This window comes from Bacillus cereus group sp. BfR-BA-01360 (assembly GCF_022663595.1).
GTDB lineage: Bacteria > Bacillota > Bacilli > Bacillales > Bacillaceae_G > Bacillus_A > Bacillus_A cytotoxicus.
Window position 1 is genome coordinate 62,578 of record NZ_JAKUFV010000004.1, and the last position, 20,241, is coordinate 82,818.

Sequence of the window (20,241 nt, forward strand, 5' to 3'; positions counted from 1 at the left end):
GGACAGCCTCTCTTACGATTTGAAATGACATTTGAACTAAAAGATTGAAAGAAAGACTACCTCTTTTCAAAAAGGTAGTCTTTTACTTTACGATATTTTTTAATGTTCCAATGCCCTCGACTGTTACGATCACTTCATCACCAGCACGCAAAAATTTTGGTGGATTAAAGCCTTTTCCAACGCCCGCGGGCGTCCCGGTTGCAATGATATCTCCAGGCTCAAGCGTCATTCCTTTACTCACAGTAGAAATAATTTCTTCTATCGGAAATATCATATTTTCCGTATTAGAAGTTTGTCTAACTTCCCCGTTTACCTTTGTTTCAATGTGTAATTGACTGGGAGACTGAATCCCTGATGTATGCACTAAATACGGCCCCATCGGGCAAAATGTATCAAAACTTTTCCCCAAGAAAAATTGTTTATGCTTCCTTTGAATATCCCGCGCTGTTATATCATTTACAATCGTATAACCAAATATATATTCCATTGCTTTATCTTTTGGAATTTGTTTGCCTCGCTTTCCAATGACAATCGCGAGTTCCCCTTCATAATCCAATTCACTCGTCGCGTGCGAATGGCTATTAATTTTTTCACCATTCCCTATTACAGTCGTAGGTGCCTTCGTAAAAATCATTATATTGTTTGGGATAGATTCCTCTCCTCCCATTTCGATCGCATGTTCACGGTAATTCTTCCCAACACAAAGAATATTTTTCCGTGGTCTCGGTATAGGAGCTAATAGTTTCACTTCTTGTAAGGAATAGTAAGCTGCTAGTTTATTTTCGTTTGCCCAATTTACAATTTCACGCACCTTTTCCATACATTCGCTTCCTCTTTCAATACATTCTAACATGGTAATTGGAAGCGTAACTTTTTCACCCTTTTGTTTTTGTGCTTCTCTTAAATGCAGCACTTTCTTTTCCTCTTCGTCTACAACACCAATAAACACTTTCTCATCTTTCTTCACCGTCACCAAACGCAAAATTTCCACTCTCCATCCTAAAACTCCATACACTATAATTGTATTCGCATTCCTTAGAAAAAAACCTTCTATCCTTCCTTATTTTTTACAATATTCTTTATTTTACAATTGGTTCTTAGTTGCTTTTTCAAATAAAATGTAGAATTTTTACTTTTTTTATCGAAGCGATTTCTTTTTTATGGAATTTTTGTATAATTTGTACTACATATATACATTTAAAAATTTATATAGAGTGGAGCCGATTGTATGTTTGAGCAAGTAATTGAAAAAAAGCGAAAAAAAATGATCTATTTTGCTGAACGTTATGGAATTACCTCTCAAAAAACAGTAAATTGCAGTCAAGAATTGGACAAGCTCTTAAATATTATTTCTCTTATACAAACAAATACTACCGCCATTCATACGATAGATAGACATACTCATTAAAGTGTATGTCTTTTATTTTTCCTAAGTAGAAAGAAAACAGAGACTTCCGTTTTATGAAACATATATATACTTTTCGAGTCATACATAATAACAAACTAAAAATTTTATTGATGAAAGGTGTTTGCTATGCCAGCAATGGTCGGACAGATTCGCATTGTCAATATTGGATCAAGCGGAATTTTTCATATCGGAGATGTATTCGCAATTCGACCGATTAGTTACTCTCGTGCCTTTGCAGGAGCTGGTTCTTTTAATGTTGGAGATAACGTGTCTGTATATAACTATCAAAATACAACAACTGTTAATGATACAGATGTCGTTGACCAAGCGATTGTAGGGACGAATTAAAAGGAGGTTATAACACATTGAACTTCTATGTGCAACAGAGTATTATCATTAACAAAATTCAAATAGATAGTATTACAACATCTTCTATTTTTCAAATTGGAACAGCTGGAAGTATTAAATCCCTCTCCAAATTTTCAAATACAGGAGGCTTTACAGCACCCGTCCGTCCGCTCAAAGCAAAAGGACAAATTATTTCGATTAACCCAACACCTAGTTCTTCTTAACCGAGTTCCATCATAAATATATAGCATGCACCCTCCCTATTGAAAAGGAGATTATATTTCATGAATCAAGATGTATATATTTATTTACAGCAATTTCAACAAATTCTTCAACAGCAACAAAACACCATTCATGCTTTAGAACAACAAGTGCATACATTACAAGAAGAAATTGAAGAGTTAAAAAGTCGTCCCTCCTCTTCTATAGGAAAAGTGGAGTACAAATTCGATCAGTTAAAAGTAGAAAATTTAAATGGGACATTAAATATCGGCTTAAATCCTTTTGCTAAGACCGAACAACAAATTGAAGACTTTCAAGTGGATACAGAAACATTGAAAGTAAACCCTGAAACAGAACAAGATATTCATCCAGACTTTTATCAAGGTATTATTCAAGAAATGCATCGTTATTTAGATGAAGAAGCATATAATAGAATTCTTCATTTCGAAAGAGAGGAAGGAACACCTCTTGATGAAATGTATCGTCAAATGATGATAGATGATATTAAAAAACAAATGGAGCATCGTCTTCCATACTATTTGTCTCAAGTGCAGCCATATGACGATATCACTTCGAATCCAGAACATTTGCATGCTGTCATCGTTCAAGCGATGAAGCAGGATATTGATAAAGCTTTTCTTTCCTTTATTCAACATATACCAGGTAATTTCCGAAAGGAGTAAGTATATGAACTTAAATGTGATCAACCGTGAAATGAAAGTAGGGCAAATTAAAACAAATGGGGTATCTTCTTCCTCCCTTTTTTTAATTGGAGACGCAAATCTCCTTATTCTCTCTTCTATTCTTGATACACCGTTTGAATCTGTGACAGAAGGACCGTTTGTACCACTTGTTACAGATGTTCCTTCTACTCCAGGTTAAGGAGAAGCACACTTATGTTTCGACATGTCTCGATCGTACAAAATGCTTCTGTCGTCTCGATGGGGATTAGCGCCGTCTTCCAAGTTGGAGATGCAAATCAAATGGCCTTAAAAAGTAGAGCTCTTGCAGTGCATCGAGAAATCCCTTTTTATTTAAAAGGTGAAGGTCGACTTGATGCTTTTAAACTGTTTACTGATAAATATATTACAATCCCGAAACGTTCAACCGATGTCAAACTGAATATTACAAACGAAAGCCCTTTTATCGAAGTAAACGATGTCAACTTACTCACACTATTAAATTCAGCTTGTTTTCAAATCGGCTCTGTTGACTATGTATTTAGCAACTCTCGGATTATACAAATCCGTCAATACATGGAATGAATGAACCTTTTAGAAAATAACCCATATAATGTTGAAAAGAAGACGAATGAAGTGGGGGAATCTTATGCCATCTGTTGTCGGAAACCTTATCGTGCAAAACAGTAATGGCTCTTTTAACTTAGGTGATTTTTATAATGTTTCTCCAAAAGAAAATACGAAAGCCTACAATGGCTCAGGTGCTTCAAATGTTGCTTTTATTGTCAACACATTTAACGGTGTAAGTGCAACAAATACATTTGACCCTGATGTAGCCGACCAAGACCAAATCGTGACAGCATAAAAAAAGTAGGAGAATTGTCTCCTACTTTTTTATGCTGCCATAGCGTTCATTCTTATTGTCGTCATGTGACACAGTTCCTTTCTCACATCATTTCTATTCCTCAATCGTAATCACATGATTTCCATCAAAAAAGTATAAACACTTTTCTTTTACAGGGTGTTGTAACGTTTTTTCTAGTGCTTTAGCATATAAGGAAAGCTGTACTTTATAGCGCTCTTCTAAAATCGGTTTCGCCTGATCGAATCCACCTGGAAATTTCCCTTCAATTGTATCTGTTTTAAAGTCAATTAACGTAATGCCATCATCTTCTTCGATCATACAGTCGATAACCCCTTGTACGAGTATCGTCTCTTCGCTCTTACCTTGCCAATTTTGATACGCTTCTTTTGCTGAAAGCATCATCGTAAACGGTACTTCTCGCTCAACACTTTTCGCTTCTAACACTCGTTTTCCAAGATGACTTTCAAAAAATGCCACTATTCTTTCGACACTGATTTCTTCTGCTTGTTCAAAGGTTAAGATCTCTTTATTCACCATTTTTGCGATTTGCTCTTGAATAGATTCAATTGTAATAGATTGCTTCAAATCAACATGCTGCATAACGGCATGAACAGCTGTTCCACGCTCTGCATATGTTAAGCCTTTTTTCTCCATAAAACGCGGACGTGTTCGAATTGGCGCACGTAGTTTTTGAATAAAGGCCGTATCACTTCCATCTTCCGATTGATAATTTCTTTTAATCTCTGTAACAGATTGCTTCGCACGTTGAAGCGTTGCATCCTCGTATTCGTATTTCCATGTTAATCGATTATATACTTCATCTTTTCGTTCACTCTCTAACGGGACAGCCTTTTTCTCACGCAGCGCTTCTAACAACTCTTGCTTTTCTTCTTGAGCTGGCTCTGGTGCGAGTAACGTTTTGCCATCAACGAATTCTACTTTCCAGCTTGTATCATATTCATAAATTTCATTTGGAATCGTACCTTGTCCTAATTCAAGGAGTATTTCACTATCTCGATGTCGGTATAAGGAAGGAGCAATCCAATCTAAATAACATGACGCACTAGCGCGTACATAATCTGGTAGTAACCATTCTGTATGCTCCCGTGTATCAAGCCATTTTTCCATTTCTTTTTCCTTATCTTTCACCGTTCCAATTAAAATTAATTTTTCTTTTGCACGCGTTAACGCAACATATAATACACGCATTTCTTCTGCAATTAACTCGCGTTTCATTTTTCGTTTAATCGCTAATTGCGATAATGTCGTATATTTAATTCGCTTGCGCGGGTCAATAAATTGTGAACCAAATCCGAAGTCTTTATGCAATAAGAAACGCTGCATTAAATCTTGCGTATTAAAACGACGGCCGAGCCCTGCCACAAACACAACTGGGAACTCTAGTCCTTTACTTTTATGAATGGTCATAATGCGCACAACATCTTCTTGCTCTCCAAGAGCTCTTGCAGTTCCCATATCATCACCGCGTTCTAAAATGCGCTCAATAAAGCGTAAAAAGCGGAATAACCCTCTAAATGATGTCGCCTCATATTGCCTTGCGCGGTCGTATAAAACACGCAAGTTTGCCTGACGTTGCTTTCCGCCAGGTAATCCGCCGACAAAGTCATAATACCCAGTTTCACGATACACTTTCCAAATTAAGTCAGAAAGAGATTGCTGACGCGCAAACTCACGCCATCCTTGCAGTAAGTGATAAAACCACTTTAGCTTTTCATGCAGTTCCTTCCCTCCTTCAAGCGGTGCTCCTCGTAAGAACGAGCGCATCACTTCATAAAAAGAGCCTTTCTTTGCATGCGCACGAAGCATCGCAAGTTCCTCATCATTTAGCCCAACAATTGGCGAACGAAGTACAGCTGCTAGCGGAATATCTTGCACCGGATTATCAATAACGCGGAAAACATTCATCATAATATTTACTTCTGTCGCTTCAAAATAGCCCGTTGCAAGTTCTGCGTATACTGGAATGCCTTGCAGCTTTAATTCTTCCATAATTTGCGGCGCCCACGGCATCGAGCGCAGTAAAATAACAAAATCGCGATATTGGACCTGACGCATTTCATTCGTTTTCCGGTCATATACTGTATATCCTGAGTCAACCATCGCTTTTATGCGCTGCGCAATGAGACGTGCTTCCAGCTGCGCTTTTTCTACTTCTTCACCCTCTTCTCCATCTAGCACTTCTTCTTCAGATTGGTGAATGCATAATAACTCTGCCGCTACATCTTCTCCTTCTGGATAGCTTGCACCTAACTTTAATTCAGCGTCAGCATCATACTCAATTTCACCAACTTCTTCGCCCATAATTTGTTTGAAAATAAAGTTTGTACCAGCTAATACTTCATGACGACTGCGGAAGTTTTTCGCTAAATCAATTTTCATTCCGCCTTCTAATCCTTCTTGTGTAAAACGTTTATATTTTCCTAAAAACAAGCCGGGTTCTGCTAATCGAAAGCGATAAATAGACTGTTTTACGTCACCGACCATAAACAAATTACCTTCTTGCTCAGAGTCTTTCGTTACGAGTTTAATAATGGATTCTTGAACGAAGTTTGTATCTTGATATTCATCAACGAGAACTTCCGCAAATCTATTGCGGTATTGAAGTGCAACTGGCGATGGGCGCAGTTCACCATCTTCACCTTGCTCGCTTAAAATTTGCAAACAAAAATGCTCTAAATCTGTAAAATCAACCATTCCTTTATCACGTTTTATCGCTTGAAATCGGTTCGAAAACTCTTTAACAAGCTGCACGAGTTTTCCTAATACAGGGTGCATCTCTTGAAAATCACGTAAAAAGCTTTCTGGTTTACGACTAAACAGTTCTTCTTGTAATTTCTTCACTTCATCTTTTGCTTTATTGCGAAGAGAATCGACTTGTTTCACAATATCTTCGTTATAATCGCTTTTCTTAATACGCTTTAACGTTTGCCACGATACATGCTGCATTGCTTCATATACACTTGTCCACGACTTGCGCGCAGCATGAGATAACGTTTCTAGTAAAACGAGATCCGCTTGTAATGTCTCCATGCGAGGAGCAGGACCATCGGGAAGCATCGCTAATTCCATTGCTTTTCGAATGTACTCCGTTGCTGTTTCAAGCTGGAATTTCACATCTTCTAATAAATAAGAAGCATACATTAAATCTTCAATTGTTTTTCCTTCCACATTATACGCTTCTACTAATCTATCAAGCCACTTTTCTGGATTTGGATGCGCTCCTGCTGCTGTATGCAGCGCCAAAATCATTCGCTGCAAATCATCATCATTACGGTCGCTCGTATAGCGATCGACAAGTTCAAAGAATAGTTGATTCTCTTCCATTCCATACTCTTCTTCTAATATGTCATCTAACACTTCTTCTTTTAATAACTCATTTTCCGTTTGATTCGCGATGCGAAAACGAGGATCGATATCAAGCATGTAATAATATGAACGAATGACTTGTAAACAAAAAGAATGAATTGTTGAGATGGAAGCCTTATTTAATAAGCTCAGCTGCTTCCGTATATGCCGTGAACTCGGTTCCTCAATTAATACTTTTTCTAACGCTTCCCCAATTCGATTTTTCATCTCTTGCGCGGCTGCATTCGTAAATGTTACAACGAGTAAGCGATCGACATCTACCGGATTCTCCTCATTAATAATCTTTTTAATGATACGTTCAACGAGTACTGCTGTTTTCCCGGAACCTGCTGCTGCTGCAACTAAAATATCACGTCCATGTGCCACAACAGCTTTCCATTGATCATCTGTCCATTGACTCCCTTCTGGTTTTGCTGGCCAATTTTCTACCATCATTCCCCGACCTCCTCTCGTATTTTCTCCATTGCTTCACTATCTTTCATATCTTTTAATGTACGGAACTGATTGTCTTCCAGCGATTCATCGAACTGGCAGACAGAGCGGAAGTGACAAAATGTGCACGCTGCTTTATTCCCCATTTTATATGGAGCAATATCAATGACACCTTCTGTAATGTCTTTTCCGATCGTTTCAAACGTATGGTGTACGTATTTTTGTAGCACAGAAAATTCTTGTTCACTTGCGATGTTAGAGCGTGCGCTGAAGCTTCCGTCTTTTTTTAACCCGGCTGAAATAATGTCAGAGCTTCCTGTTGATAGTTTGTTATCCATTAAACGAACAACATCTGCATCTCCAAGCACGAGCCCTTTCATTTTAAATTTCTTTAAAATTTCTTTCTCAATCTCCTCTTCAGAAGCGTCACCTTTCACCTCAACAAGTGGATTATGAATATGGAAGTATAACACACCTGCTGGTGATGCGACTTCCCCCTGTTTCATCCACGTACCAGCATTAGAAATGACGACATCCAAATACGTCAGCATTTGCAATGCTAATCCGTAATATACTTCTGTTAAATCCAGCGCTTTCGAGCTCGATTTATAATCAATAATGCGAAGAAACGTACCGCTCTCATCTTCCGCTTTATCAACTCGATCAATCCGGCCGACAACTTCCATTTTCACACCGTTTGATAATGTAAATTCCATCGGTGGTAATGAGTCTTTGCCTCCCATACCAAACGGAACTTCTAAATCAACTGGAACAAATCCACTCGCCTTAGCATGTTCCCTAAGCACAAGCGATGTTCTAAAAATAATTTGCTGTAATTTTTGTTTCAAATAAGCATGTCGATTTGAGCTTAATAAAATTTGCCTTTGTAATAATGGAGCAATTTCTTCTATTACTAATATGGAAAGATGCTCACATTCTTTTATGGATAAATCAGCCCAAGTCCGTTTTTCACGCAAGAGCTTGTCCGCAATTTTCTTTAGCGCTGCATGGAACAGCTCCCCGATATCTGGTGCATCTAATTTAAATATATCGCGCTCTCTCAATGATAAACCGTGCTGTGCAAAATGAGCGTACGCACAGCGATTAAATAATTCCATACGAGAGACACTTCCTTTTATTTTATCTCCATATAAAATTCGACTTACAGCCGTACTTAATTTCTTCGCACGATTTCGATAAAACAAACTGGATAATACACGGTTGCTTTTTTGCTTCCATTCATCGGATGTAACGTAGAAATTATATACATCCCACCAAAAGTCTAAATCACCTTCAAAACCGTATCGCTTCCACGTTTGCAGTTGTTGCATCACATATGACAATGTTACTTCTGGCGTCGTTACATATGAAATTTGTGCTGCGCGCGATAAGTCGTTTACATCGTTTGTTACAAACGTCTCTTTCACATTAGGAAACATTCTCTTTATTTTCTTCATAAAACTAGAAGCTAGTAATGTCTTTCCTTCTTCATCTGCAAGAGGACAAGAGATATATAGTTTCTCAGATGCTCTTGTCACCATTTGATACAAGACAAACTGTTCTTCTAATAACGTTTGTCTTGTCGTTGGTGCTAATTCCACGCCCGCTGCTGCAAGAACATCTCTTTCTTCATCAGAAAGCATCCCTTCATCTGTCGGCGTAGCTGGCATCACACCTTCATTTGCACCAATCACAAATGTTGCCCGAATATTTGAAAGTCTAGAGCGATCGATATTTGCAATTAATACTTGGTCTAACGATGGCGGGATATTGGCAAATTGAAGTGCCTCAAGCCCTGTCGTCATCACATCAATAAACACCGATAGAGACATACTTTCTTCTCCAAGCATCTCAACAAATGTATCAAGAAGATTCATCACTTCTTCCCACACTTGATCATGGTCTGTCGCAAATAAGAAATCCCCGCTTTCTTCAGCACGTACACGTAGTTGTTCTAATTTCTTCGGAACATCTAGCTCCTCTAAAAATAAATATACAGCTTCGCACATTTGCATAACAGTACTTGCACGTTTCAATCTTTTTTGCAGACGAATGATTGGCGTTCTTACAATCTCACGAAGACGGTTCATTTTCTCTTCCATTTGGCGTTCACGATCTGTTATCACCTCGTTCCCCTCATCAAGAGAGCGATAACGACGATACGTCCACGGCTCATCGGCGGTCCATTTCTTACCTTGGACACCATACGCCAAACAGTAGTTTTCAAACTCATCCATTTCTTCACGCATCACTTCTTTTTTTACATCCAGCGGATATAAAAGTTCTGTTTTCACGCAGCGAAAAACAGCATCATAACGCCAATTCCCACTAATTATTTCTAAAGCAGAACGAATGCATTCGACTAACGGATGGTGAGACATCGAGCGCTTTTCATCAATGAAATGCGGAATATCATAATCTGCAAATAATGTTCTTAACACATCATAATAGCTTTCTCCGTTCCGAAGAAGTACGGCAATATCGCGGTATCGATAATTCTCTTCTGCAACAAGTCTACGAATTTCTCGCGCTACTCCTTCTACCTCCGCTCGTAAATTCGCAGCTGTATGGATGGCAATACTCGTCTCTCCGTAAAACTTTTCGTTCGGACGCGATTCATAGTGAGCTTCTAAATGCGCTAATGCTGGAGAATGAAATCGCGGCTGTTCTACGAGCGGAATCGTTTTTTCCATTACCACTTTCTCTTCACGTGCTACTTGTTTTACTTTTTCATACGTCAGCACTGTTTCATAAAACAAATCCAGTTCATTGACTGGCTGGGCGAACGTTTTTTCATCCACCGTTAATGTAATCGTCATTCTTGCTCCGCATCTCATTAGCTGCCTTATAATTTCAAGCTCTTGCGGGGAGAACGAATGAAATCCATCAATATAAATTTCTGCATCCTTTACATACTCAGAAAACGGCAGTTTCTCAATAAGGAGCTGTAAATAATCTTCCGAATCTAAATACTTTCCAATTAAAGCTCGTTCAAAATCATCATATAATAGCTGCAAATCATATATTTTATTTGCCAGCAACTTTTGTTCGGCGCTACTGCTATGCGCATCTAACTGTTGCCACATTTCATATACATGAGATGGCGTTATATTGTAACGTTTAAACTCTGCAATCATACCTCCAAGATGTTCAAAGAAGCCATTTTGTTCAGCGGCTTTTTGAAACACATATAATCCTTCTTTGCGCGATTCAATAATTTTGCGAAGTAACATATGCACACCCGCTTCATCAATATGAAGACGACTTGCCCCTCCTACTTCTTGCAACACTTTCCAAGCTAATCGTGAAAAACTAAACACTTGTGCACGAATAGAAGCTCTTACCTCTTCACTTCCTATTAACGCCTGCTGCGTCTGAAATGTCATTTGTTCAGGAACAAGATACAAGATTGTTTTCCCTCTTGGGCGCTCTTTTAACTCTTCTTGCACTTCTCGTAAACAAAGTGTACTTTTCCCACTTCCAGCTCTTCCAATCACAAATCGAAGTGACATATAACCCCACCTTTCACCTATATAACGAACGTTAGTTTGCTGTCATCATTGTATTATAGGACACGAAAAAAGACAAACAGAGACTGCTTGCCTTTTTTCCTCTTTTCTATATTATAAATCATTCTACTCACCTTTTGAAAAGTTCATTTGCATTTCGTTAATCGGCCAATAACGTAAATCGACTTTTCCAACAACCGCATCTGCTTTTATAAAACCAAAATGTCTGCTGTCCCAGCTACCAAGACGGTTATCGCCAAGTACAAAAATATATCCTTTTGGCACAACCTTTTTTTTCGTTAACTCTTCCAACTTAAAATCTCCTGTCAACTGGCGTCCTTTCACTTGTTCCTTATATGTTTCTAAATACGGTTCATCAACAAATTGACCATTAATATATAATTTATCCTGCTTATATTCAATATAATCTCCAGGTAAACCAATGATTCGTTTTACATAGTCCTCTTTTTTATTCGCATGGAATACAACAACATCAAATCGATGTAACTCTCCAACTTGATAGCTCACTTTGTTCACAACAAGCATATTACCATCTTGAAGTGTTGGCATCATCGACTTTCCCTCTACAACATAAGTCGAGAAGAAAAACGTTCGAAAAAAAAGAGCTAGTAGTATCCCGATAAGGATCGTTCTCATCCACTCTACGCTTTCTTTTTTCAAAGTTTGCTTCATCAGCCTCTCCCCTCACCCTTTTCTACAATGAAGCTGTATGTACAGCGCGGACTTCTCTACTCAATGCAGTTCTAATTTCACTTCAATTTTCTTACCAACATACCAAAGAATAAAAACAACTCCTATCACAATAATTGTTTTTACAGGATTATGGATAAAAGAAGTTAAATCATGACCGATATAGCTTAACATAAAAATCATAACAAGCTTTCCAAGTGTTAGAGCTAATCCAAACTGCCTTACACTAATGCGCGATAATCCCGCGACTACATTAATCAATGCAGATGGCGTAAAAGGAAAACAGTACAATACAAAAATAGGTGCAAATCCTTTTCGTTCAATCCATCCCATCGCACTCCGTACTTTCGGATGTTTATTTATAAAAGAAAAAAAGCGACTTCGCCCAAACTTACGAATAACAAGAAAAACAAGAAACGCCCCCAGCACCGAACCGATCCAAGAATAGAAACATCCAAGCCATAGACCAAAAGCAACCGCATTTGCCATAACAAATACGATCAGTGGAAGTACGGGAATAAGCGCTTCTGCCATTGGCAAGCCAATGCCAAGGAGCAGACCAAACGCCCGGTAACTCTCGACAAGTTGGTCCATATTTTCTGTTGAAAAATATTCTTTGATTGTTTGAAAATCCATTCTACAATTTACCCCTTTATTATTTTCACTATCCCTACTTTATCATTGCTTCGTATAAAGAGGAAATGGTAGATATAACAGATGGAGATGTATGTATTAAAGTTCCATACGATGATGTAAAAACCCTTCCTGATTATCGTATGATTATCTATCATGATTTGACAGGATTTTACACCTTTCATGTTTCCATGTAACAAAAAAGAAACCAGTTACTTCATCATATCTGGTTTCTTTTCATTTTTATTATATGAGCATTTTACCTGATTTATTAATCATTCTCCTTCTATATCTTCTTCCTTTACAAGGTAGACTTTTTCATACGCTGGTCTTAACGTTGATATCGCTTCTTTTGCAACTGGCTTAAACTGCAAGTTTCCTTGTTTATCTTTTCGATCTTCATATTCTGTTCTCAGCTTTGCTGTACGGTTTTGTTGATTCTCAAAACTACTCTTTGACATCTCTAATTTCACTGCAAACCCATTAATGAACCGAATAATAAGATTGCCGTCTGCTAACTCTTTATTGCTTGCAATATGAAAATGAGAGAGCCATGCACATTCTTTTCTTGAATAGGAATACGTGGGAAAGAAATAAAGTTGATCGGTGGGACTAATTGCGATAGGTGCTTTATGAGTAATACGTGTTAACTCTTTGGTTCCTTCTTTCCTCCCTAAAAAACTCGATCCATGCTTACGACAGCTTCGTTCTACAATATCAAGCGGCTTTTGGAACATAAAAAAAGAGTCTTCCACTTCAATTACTCTCGTTATTACATTTTTTTCCCCTAAAATAACAGGCAGTAAAGCCATAGTTTTTTTATTTATTACGTAATTTTCAACATAGCGCTCAGCTCTACCATCCATGGTGTGTTCACTCCTTCTATAAAATTCATTTATATTAGCAGCTGCACAAATAATTGTATCACACCTTTTGTAAAATAATTAAAATTTTCAATTTTTTTACATTCTTTTATAAAACTTAAAAATGACATTATTTCTTTCCATAAAAAATACCCAACGTCAAAAATGTATATAGTTCGTTCCAAATAGAGATATTATTTCAACTAAAAGTAGATTTTCCATGTTTGAAATATTTATAACATATTCGTTAGTCTCATGAACAAGACTGCTTCAAAAGTCCAAATGCCCATATAGAGTAAGGTAAAGAAGCAAAGAAGGGTTATTACACCATATGTATATCCTCAAAAATGTATAACAAAAAAGATGGCCAAAGCCATCTTTTTTATCACACACAATAAAATTATAGTTTTACAACGTTTTTAGCTTGAGGTCCACGGTTACCATTTTCGATTTCGAAGCTAACTTTTTCGCCTTCTTCTAAAGATTTGAAGCCTTCAGTTGTGATTGCAGAGAAATGTACAAAGACATCGCTTCCACCTGGAACTTCGATGAAACCAAATCCTTTTTCATTATTAAACCATTTTACTTGTCCTGTTACTGTCATTCTTATTTCCTCCTAAGAAAATACATTTTTTAGTTTTTCATGTAAAAAAAGAATCCACACATTATCAAATACGAAACATAAAACAGTTCTCACATACTTTTTCTCGTTCGTTTTCAGCACTTGATAATATATGGATTGCTTAATTTAATTATTCAACTGAGATTAGTATAACATAATAAAGATAAGATGTATACTTTTTTTTAAAAATAAATCTTCCAATTTTTATACTCTCTATAAAATAGAGCTATCACCCTAAAAAACGAAACAGATATACAAAAAGAATTTTTTCAATAGAAAACAGGCGCCTAGTATCGACACCTGTCCCCTCACTTATTTTGTAAACTGCGCCTCTTCCGTAGAACCTTTCAGCGCTGTTGTCGAAGATGTACCACCTGTAATAACTTGCGCGACTTCATCAAAGTAACCCGTTCCTACTTCGCGCTGATGACGCGTTGCGGAGTAGCCGTATTGTTCAGCAGCAAATTCTGCTTGTTGCAATTCAGAATATGCTGCCATGCCACGCTCCTTATAACCGCGTGCTAATTCAAACATGCTATAGTTTAAGGAATGGAATCCAGCAAGCGTTACGAATTGGAATTTATAACCGTATGATGCAATTTCTTTTTGAAAGTTTGCAATTGTTTTTTCACCTAATTTTTGTTTCCAGTTAAAGGATGGCGAACAGTTATAAGCTAGTAATTTCCCTGGATACTTCTCATGAATCGCTTCAGCAAAGCGCTTTGCATCTTCTACATTTGGCTCAGATGTTTCACACCAAACAAGGTCTGCATATGGTGCATATGCTAAGCCGCGCGCAATTGCTTGATCGAGCCCCGCTTTTGTACGGTAAAAACCTTCTGGCGTTCTTTCTCCTGTAATAAACTTTCGATCGACTGGATCGATATCGCTTGTAATTAAATCTGCTGCATCCGCATCCGTTCTTGCAACAATGATTGTCGATACGCCCATTACATCTGCCGCTAGCCGTGCTGAAATTAAATTGCGCACTGCTGTTTGTGTTGGTAATAACACCTTTCCGCCTAAATGTCCGCATTTCTTTTCCGAAGATAATTGATCTTCGAAGTGAACACCTGCTGCTCCTGCTTCAATCATACTTTTCATTAATTCAAATACATTTAATTGTCCGCCAAATCCGGCCTCAGCATCAGCAATAATCGGCACGAAGTAGTCGATACCTCCGTTTCCTTCCATATGCTGAATTTGATCTGCGCGCTGAAGCGTTTGATTCATCCGTTTTACAACAGCTGGTACACTATTTACCGGATACAAACTTTGATCCGGATACATATGACCAGATAAATTCGCATCCGCTGCTACTTGCCAACCACTTAAGTAAATTGCTTTTAAGCCCGCTTTTACTTGTTGCATCGCTTGGTTACCTGTTAACGCTCCCAGCGCATGAATGTAGTCTTCTGTATGAAGCATGTTCCAAAGTTTCTCCGCACCACGGCGCGCCAATGTATGTTCAATATCAATTGACCCGCGAAGACGAATTACATCTTCAGCAGAATAAGGACGCGTAATCCCCTTCCAGCGTGCATTTAATTCCCAATCCTCTTGCAATTGCTGAACTCTTTCATTTTTCATTTCTTCCATCCCCTTTTCTTTTATAAAATTTCATAACCAGGTAATGTTAAAAATGGTTCAAACTCATCCTTACGCACTAAATCAGTAAATAACTTTGTCGCTTCTACAAATCTACCTTTCTCAAATGATTCTTTTCCAATCTCCTTCTCTATTTTCGCTAGTTCTTCCGCCTTCAATTGTTCTACTAAAGCAAACGTAACTTTACGACCGTCATTCAGTTTCCCCTCCTCATGACGAATCCACTGCCAAACTTGCGCTCTTGATATTTCCGCTGTTGCCGCATCTTCCATTAAGTTATAAATAGGTGCTGCCCCGCGTCCACTTAGCCATGATGCAATATATTGAATGCCAACACTGATATTCATGCGCAGCCCTTCTTCTGTAATCGTTCCCATAGGTACTTCTAATAAATCTTTTTCTGTTACATGCAGTTCCTCCCGTTTTCTAAATATTTGATTTGGTGTTTTCATAATGTGATTAAATACTTCCATCGCAACTGGTACGAGTCCTGGATGAGCAACCCAAGTTCCATCATGCCCATCTAAAGCTTCGCGCTCTTTATCGACCCGCACTTTTTCAAAGGCGATTTCATTCGCCTCTGGATTATTTTTAATTGGAATTTGCGCTGCCATCCCCCCCATCGCTGGTGCATTTCGGCGGTGACACGTTTGAATGACTTTCAAAGAATACGCGCGCATAAACGGTACTGTCATCGTAACTTGTGCTCTGTCTGGAAGCAAAAATGCTTTATGATTGCGGAAACATTTTAAAAAGCTAAAGATATAATCCCATCGTCCACAATTTAATCCAGCGGAGTGATCACGTAATTCATATAAAATTTCATCCATTTCAAATGCAGCATGGATCGTCTCAAGCAGTACCGTCGCTTTAATTGTGCCATTTGGAATACCGACATACTTCTGTGCAAATACAAATACATCATTCCATAAACGAGCCTCTAAATAGCTCTCCATCTTTGGCAAGTAAAAATATGGACCGCTTCCTTTTTCAATTAAAGTTTTCGCATTATGGAAAAAGTACAGTCCAAAGTCTACAAGACTTCCTGACATACGTTTCCCGTCAACTTGCATATGCTTTTCTTCTAAATGCCAACCGCGCGGACGTACAATAAGTACAGCTGTTTGATCGCCAAGACGGTATTCTTTCCCACTTGGGCTCTTATATGAAATCGTTCCTTTCGCAGCATCTCTTAAGTTTATTTGACCTTCTATTATGTTTTTCCATGTTGGTGAACTCGAGTCTTCAAAATCTGCCATAAAAAGATGTGCCCCAGAGTTTAAAGCATTAATAATCATCTTTCGATCTACGGGTCCCGTAATCTCTACGCGTCGATCTTCTAAATCACGCGGAAGCGGCGCAATTGTCCAATTGCCCGCACGTATATGTGCTGTTTCTGGTAAAAAATTCGGAAACTCTCCCGCATCAATTCTTTTCTGTTTTTCTTCTCGTTTCTTCAATAACTGAATACGACGTTCATTGAAATTCTCATGCAACTCTTTCAAAAAAGTAAGCGCTTCTGGTGTCAAAATTTCGTTGTACGATGGTAATAATTCTCCAGCGAGTGTCACTCGTGAAGTTTGCGTTGACATATTAGCATCTCCTTTTTAAACTGTCTTATAACAGATTTATATTTACTCTTTATATTATATAACAAAATTTCGGAAAAGGAAGGTGTTTTTTGAAAAATCAATCTTTTTTATGATAGAATTTTCCATTCACTCAAGATAATAAAAAGAAAAAACCTGCATCAAAAGGTTTTTTATACACCCTTTTGGCACAGGTTCTTTTCTTTCAATTCCTTATTTATTATTCAGCGTGTTCATTAGTAAGTGCATTATATAAAAATTGTGCATATTGCTCACGCGTTACCTTCATCTCCGGAGCAAATTTCCCTTGTCCAATTCCTGCTGCAATCTGATTGGATTGTACAGCACTAATTGCATCTTTTGCCCATGAATTTGCTGGAACATCGTTGAAACTATGCGGAGCTTTCACCTCTAAATCAAAAGCAGTCGCAATAACTTGGGCCATTTCTGCACGTGTTAGCGTATCTTTCGGTCTAAAATTCCCTTGCTCATCCCCTTGGAAAATGCCCATCTCCGTTAAAGCTAAAATTTCTTCCAAAAATAATGTTGATCCATGCTCATCAAGATCACCGTATGGATTTTCATATTCCTCTTTCTCTTCAATTCCTTCCATACTACGATAAATTAATGCCGCGACTTGTTCACGTGTTACATCATCCCCTAGTCCAAAAATACCATGACCATATCCCGCAATAATTCCCGCGTTTCCTAAATCAGAGATTGCCTCAAAAGCCCAATGATCTTGTGGTACATCATGAAATACAACCGGCTTACTTTCAGCTTTTACATTCAAACTCTCTGTGCTAAATAAAGCTCCCCCCATAATCGTTAATGATGCGACTACTTTCAAAAATTTCTTATTCACTACATTCTCTCCTCTATGTATATGTACTTTGTTTTAATATAAATAATTGATACAGAGGAGACAAGACACAAATTTGCCACCTTCGTGACAAATCTGTGAACTATATTACATGTAATTTTTTATTTATCAACTTGATAATCAACCTCATATAATATCATGATTTTCAGCACAAATACTTTTATATATAGGGGGCATTGCTATATTTCTTTCTAGCATTTCCAATATCCATAATTCCATTTATTACATTGTATATTATAAATACAACAAAAAGTACAATAAAAAATCATTGCACTTTTTCATAATCATGCAAGAGCTCTTTATGCATCTACTTCATCTTTTATATGATAATGAATAATAGCTTGATTTAAAAACTTCGCATATTGCTCACGTGTTACAAATGCGCTTGGTTCGAATTTTCCATTTCCAGTTCCAATTACAACTTTATTTGATTGTAAAGCACTTATTGCCTCTTTTGCCCAATGATTATCGGGCACATCATAAAACGTATGTTGGCGCTTTACTTCAAATTCGAATGTTCTTGTAAGAATCTGTGCCATTTCCGCACGTGTTAACGGTGCTATCGGTCTAAAGTTTCCGTTTTCATTTCCCTTAAAAATACCGCGCTCTGTCAATGCTAAGATTTCTTTTGGAAACATTGTAGATCGTTCAGAAATATCATTATAGGGGTTCTTTAACGGTCCTTTGTGCTCAAGTTGAAGTGTACGATATATAACTGCTGCCACTTGTTCACGTGTTACATAATCTTCTACACCAAATTTACCATTTCCATACCCTTCAAGAAATTTATGATAAACTAAATCCATAATATCATCATATGCCCAATGCCCTACTGGAACATCCGCAAACACGATCATCTCAGGGTACTCTTCCGCTCTAATTGGAGCCGTACCGGCACTTATCAATAACCCACCAACAATAGCTGCTGTAGTCATCACACGGCATACTTTTTTCTTCATTTTCCTCTCTCCTTCCTCCCTATTGATACACAATAAGAAAAGAATAGATTGTATTCGATTATTCATAACTACATATGCTTCATTGACAAATCATATGAACAAATCAAATACGCTTTAATATTTATTATTATGGATTTCACAATTATAAGAGGGGCAATTCATATTAAAAATGTAAATCGGGTGCAAATTGTTTTGAAGAACCGTTATCCTCGCCTTTTTTCTTCTATTTTTATACCTCCTTCTTTTTAAAAAGGACTAATGAAACCTCTTACAAGGATGTTATATAATATATATTCTATACCATTTCACCTCTATCCTTCTCCTATGAAAAGTTCATGATATAGACAAAAAACGCAAAATTATACGATATCGACCAAACGCCAAATCCCACACCTTATCCCTACAAAAAATAAAAAAACTCGTCCGAAAATTATCCTTTTTAGACAGACTTCTTTCTATTTCTAACTTTTTATCACTTTGAATACGCATGCTCTTCCTCAAGCGCTGTTTCTACTTCTGATTTTCGAAACGTAAATGCCATTCCAGCAAAAATGAAAATAATCCCGATTACTTGTAGCATTGTTGGTCTAAAGCCTGTAAATACCGTATCTAATAAAATCGCCACACCTGGATCTAAAAATACTAATACAGAAATGAGTCTTGTTGGCAAATCTCTTAAACTATCAAAAAACAGATAATATACAAATCCTGTATGTATAAGGCCCGTTGCTGCTATATACAACCAATTCTTTTCTGTCAGTCCTTGAAATGCATGAAAATCAACAAATGGTAACAAAAGAAAGATTCCTAAAAAGGTTTGCAGAAATGTCATTGTGTATGCACTCGTCTGTGAAATTCCCTTTCCTAAAAGAGTCGTAAATGCGTAAAATAAAGCTGCTAGAAGAGCCCAGACCATTCCGGATGACATGAGTTTTCTCATAGAAATACTCCCATCTACTCCCGCAACGAATACAGTTCCAATAAAACACATAACAATGGAAATAATCGCGAATATTGTTAATTTCTCCTTAAATACGAGGCTCCCAATTATTAATACAATGATAGGAGCAAGATGATACACAGAGATAGCGATTGTAATCGACATAACCTCAAATGCTTTAAATAAGAACACCCAGTTAAAAACGAGAAATATACCACATGCTAATATTTGCATCACTTCTTTCCGATTCCATTTCTCCTCCTTATACTGACCGGTGACAATCCAACACAAAGTTAAAAACACTGTCGCACAAATACAACGTATAAATACTAATTCAAAAGATGGTAAGTTCGTTTGAACGGAAAAAAATCCAATTGATCCAAAAATAGACATGGATAATATCATTTTTAGCGCTGGCATCGATGATTGTATTTTTACTTTATACTTTGAAACCAAAAGATAGATCCCCCTTAAGCATTCCTTCTTCCGAAGAAATAAATGTAAATATTTTTAAAATTAAATCAAATTATACTTCATACATTATTATTTGTAAAAATATAGAATAAAAGACATATTAAGCTT

Annotated in this window: 20 protein-coding genes; 8 read left to right on the forward strand and 12 right to left on the reverse strand. The window is 37.4% G+C overall.

All coding sequences use genetic code 11. The features are described 5' to 3' along the window. Positions 1–82 precede the first annotated feature (82 nt). A complete protein-coding gene (locus tag MR056_RS05560; RefSeq protein WP_081428427.1) occupies positions 83–982 on the reverse strand; it encodes a fumarylacetoacetate hydrolase family protein in 900 nt (299 codons plus the stop codon). Between the two features lie 246 nt (positions 983–1,228). On the opposite strand from MR056_RS05560, the gene MR056_RS05565 reads away from it, so the two are divergent. From MR056_RS05565 to MR056_RS05595, 7 genes are all read left to right on the forward strand, one after another. After that, entirely contained in the window at positions 1,229–1,408 is a 180-nt protein-coding gene (locus MR056_RS05565; protein ID WP_011983956.1) for an aspartyl-phosphate phosphatase Spo0E family protein, read from the forward strand. 126 nt (positions 1,409–1,534) lie between these two features. Further along, complete coding sequence (locus MR056_RS05570) at positions 1,535–1,756, forward strand: spore germination protein (protein WP_011983955.1); 222 nt, start codon at positions 1,535–1,537, stop codon at positions 1,754–1,756. A 17-nt stretch (positions 1,757–1,773) separates the two neighbouring features. Beyond that, positions 1,774–1,980 (forward strand): spore germination protein GerPB, encoded by a 207-nt coding sequence (locus MR056_RS05575; RefSeq protein WP_011983954.1) that lies wholly within the window; start codon positions 1,774–1,776, stop codon positions 1,978–1,980. Between the two features lie 60 nt (positions 1,981–2,040). Then, positions 2,041–2,661 (forward strand): spore germination protein GerPC, encoded by a 621-nt coding sequence (gerPC, locus tag MR056_RS05580; protein ID WP_011983953.1) that lies wholly within the window; start codon positions 2,041–2,043, stop codon positions 2,659–2,661. A 4-nt stretch (positions 2,662–2,665) separates the two neighbouring features. Further along, positions 2,666–2,860 carry a hypothetical protein gene (locus MR056_RS05585; protein ID WP_011983952.1) on the forward strand — a complete coding sequence of 65 codons (195 nt, stop codon included), beginning with the start codon at positions 2,666–2,668 and terminating at the stop codon, positions 2,858–2,860. A gap of 14 nt (positions 2,861–2,874) precedes the next feature. Beyond that, positions 2,875–3,243 (forward strand): spore germination protein GerPE, encoded by a 369-nt coding sequence (locus tag MR056_RS05590; RefSeq protein WP_011983951.1) that lies wholly within the window; start codon positions 2,875–2,877, stop codon positions 3,241–3,243. A 64-nt stretch (positions 3,244–3,307) separates the two neighbouring features. Beyond that, positions 3,308–3,523: a spore germination protein gene (locus MR056_RS05595; RefSeq protein ID WP_011983950.1), complete on the forward strand. Its 216-nt coding sequence runs from the start codon at positions 3,308–3,310 to the stop codon at positions 3,521–3,523. Between the two features lie 93 nt (positions 3,524–3,616). Here MR056_RS05595 and addA read toward each other — a convergent pair whose 3' ends face one another. The 4 genes from addA to MR056_RS05615 form a co-directional block, all read right to left on the reverse strand. After that, positions 3,617–7,342, reverse strand: a complete 3,726-nt coding sequence (addA, locus tag MR056_RS05600) for a helicase-exonuclease AddAB subunit AddA (RefSeq protein ID WP_087098019.1) — start codon at positions 7,340–7,342, stop codon at positions 3,617–3,619. Further along, positions 7,342–10,854 carry a helicase-exonuclease AddAB subunit AddB gene (gene addB / locus MR056_RS05605; RefSeq protein ID WP_048722281.1) on the reverse strand — a complete coding sequence of 1,171 codons (3,513 nt, stop codon included), beginning with the start codon at positions 10,852–10,854 and terminating at the stop codon, positions 7,342–7,344. Before addB ends, addA begins: the two co-directional genes overlap by 1 nt. A 123-nt stretch (positions 10,855–10,977) precedes the next feature. Further along, on the reverse strand, positions 10,978–11,544 hold the full coding sequence (gene lepB, locus MR056_RS05610; RefSeq protein WP_011983947.1) for a signal peptidase I: 567 nt from the start codon (positions 11,542–11,544) through the stop codon (positions 10,978–10,980). A gap of 60 nt (positions 11,545–11,604) precedes the next feature. After that, positions 11,605–12,198 (reverse strand): TVP38/TMEM64 family protein, encoded by a 594-nt coding sequence (locus MR056_RS05615; protein ID WP_011983946.1) that lies wholly within the window; start codon positions 12,196–12,198, stop codon positions 11,605–11,607. 65 nt (positions 12,199–12,263) lie between these two features. Between MR056_RS05615 and MR056_RS22230 the strand changes: the two genes are divergently transcribed. Next, complete coding sequence (locus tag MR056_RS22230) at positions 12,264–12,392, forward strand: hypothetical protein (RefSeq protein ID WP_255815495.1); 129 nt, start codon at positions 12,264–12,266, stop codon at positions 12,390–12,392. A 78-nt stretch (positions 12,393–12,470) separates the two neighbouring features. Here MR056_RS22230 and MR056_RS05620 read toward each other — a convergent pair whose 3' ends face one another. The 7 genes from MR056_RS05620 to MR056_RS05650 all read right to left on the reverse strand — a co-directional run bounded on the left by MR056_RS05620 (position 12,471) and on the right by MR056_RS05650 (position 20,079). After that, complete coding sequence (locus MR056_RS05620) at positions 12,471–13,061, reverse strand: competence protein ComK (RefSeq protein ID WP_011983945.1); 591 nt, start codon at positions 13,059–13,061, stop codon at positions 12,471–12,473. A gap of 397 nt (positions 13,062–13,458) precedes the next feature. Next, positions 13,459–13,662 carry a cold-shock protein gene (locus MR056_RS05625; protein WP_011983944.1) on the reverse strand — a complete coding sequence of 68 codons (204 nt, stop codon included), beginning with the start codon at positions 13,660–13,662 and terminating at the stop codon, positions 13,459–13,461. 330 nt (positions 13,663–13,992) lie between these two features. Continuing rightward, on the reverse strand, positions 13,993–15,270 hold the full coding sequence (aceA, locus tag MR056_RS05630) for an isocitrate lyase (protein WP_011983943.1): 1,278 nt from the start codon (positions 15,268–15,270) through the stop codon (positions 13,993–13,995). Between the two features lie 20 nt (positions 15,271–15,290). Next, positions 15,291–16,880 carry a malate synthase A gene (aceB, locus tag MR056_RS05635; RefSeq protein ID WP_011983942.1) on the reverse strand — a complete coding sequence of 530 codons (1,590 nt, stop codon included), beginning with the start codon at positions 16,878–16,880 and terminating at the stop codon, positions 15,291–15,293. A gap of 217 nt (positions 16,881–17,097) precedes the next feature. Then, positions 17,098–17,742, reverse strand: a complete 645-nt coding sequence (locus MR056_RS05640) for an S-layer homology domain-containing protein (protein WP_011983941.1) — start codon at positions 17,740–17,742, stop codon at positions 17,098–17,100. Between the two features lie 317 nt (positions 17,743–18,059). Beyond that, on the reverse strand, positions 18,060–18,719 hold the full coding sequence (locus MR056_RS05645; RefSeq protein WP_011983940.1) for an S-layer homology domain-containing protein: 660 nt from the start codon (positions 18,717–18,719) through the stop codon (positions 18,060–18,062). Positions 18,720–19,191: 472 nt separating this feature from the next. Next, complete coding sequence (locus MR056_RS05650) at positions 19,192–20,079, reverse strand: DMT family transporter (RefSeq protein ID WP_041810254.1); 888 nt, start codon at positions 20,077–20,079, stop codon at positions 19,192–19,194. Between the last annotated feature and the right edge of the window lie 162 nt (positions 20,080–20,241).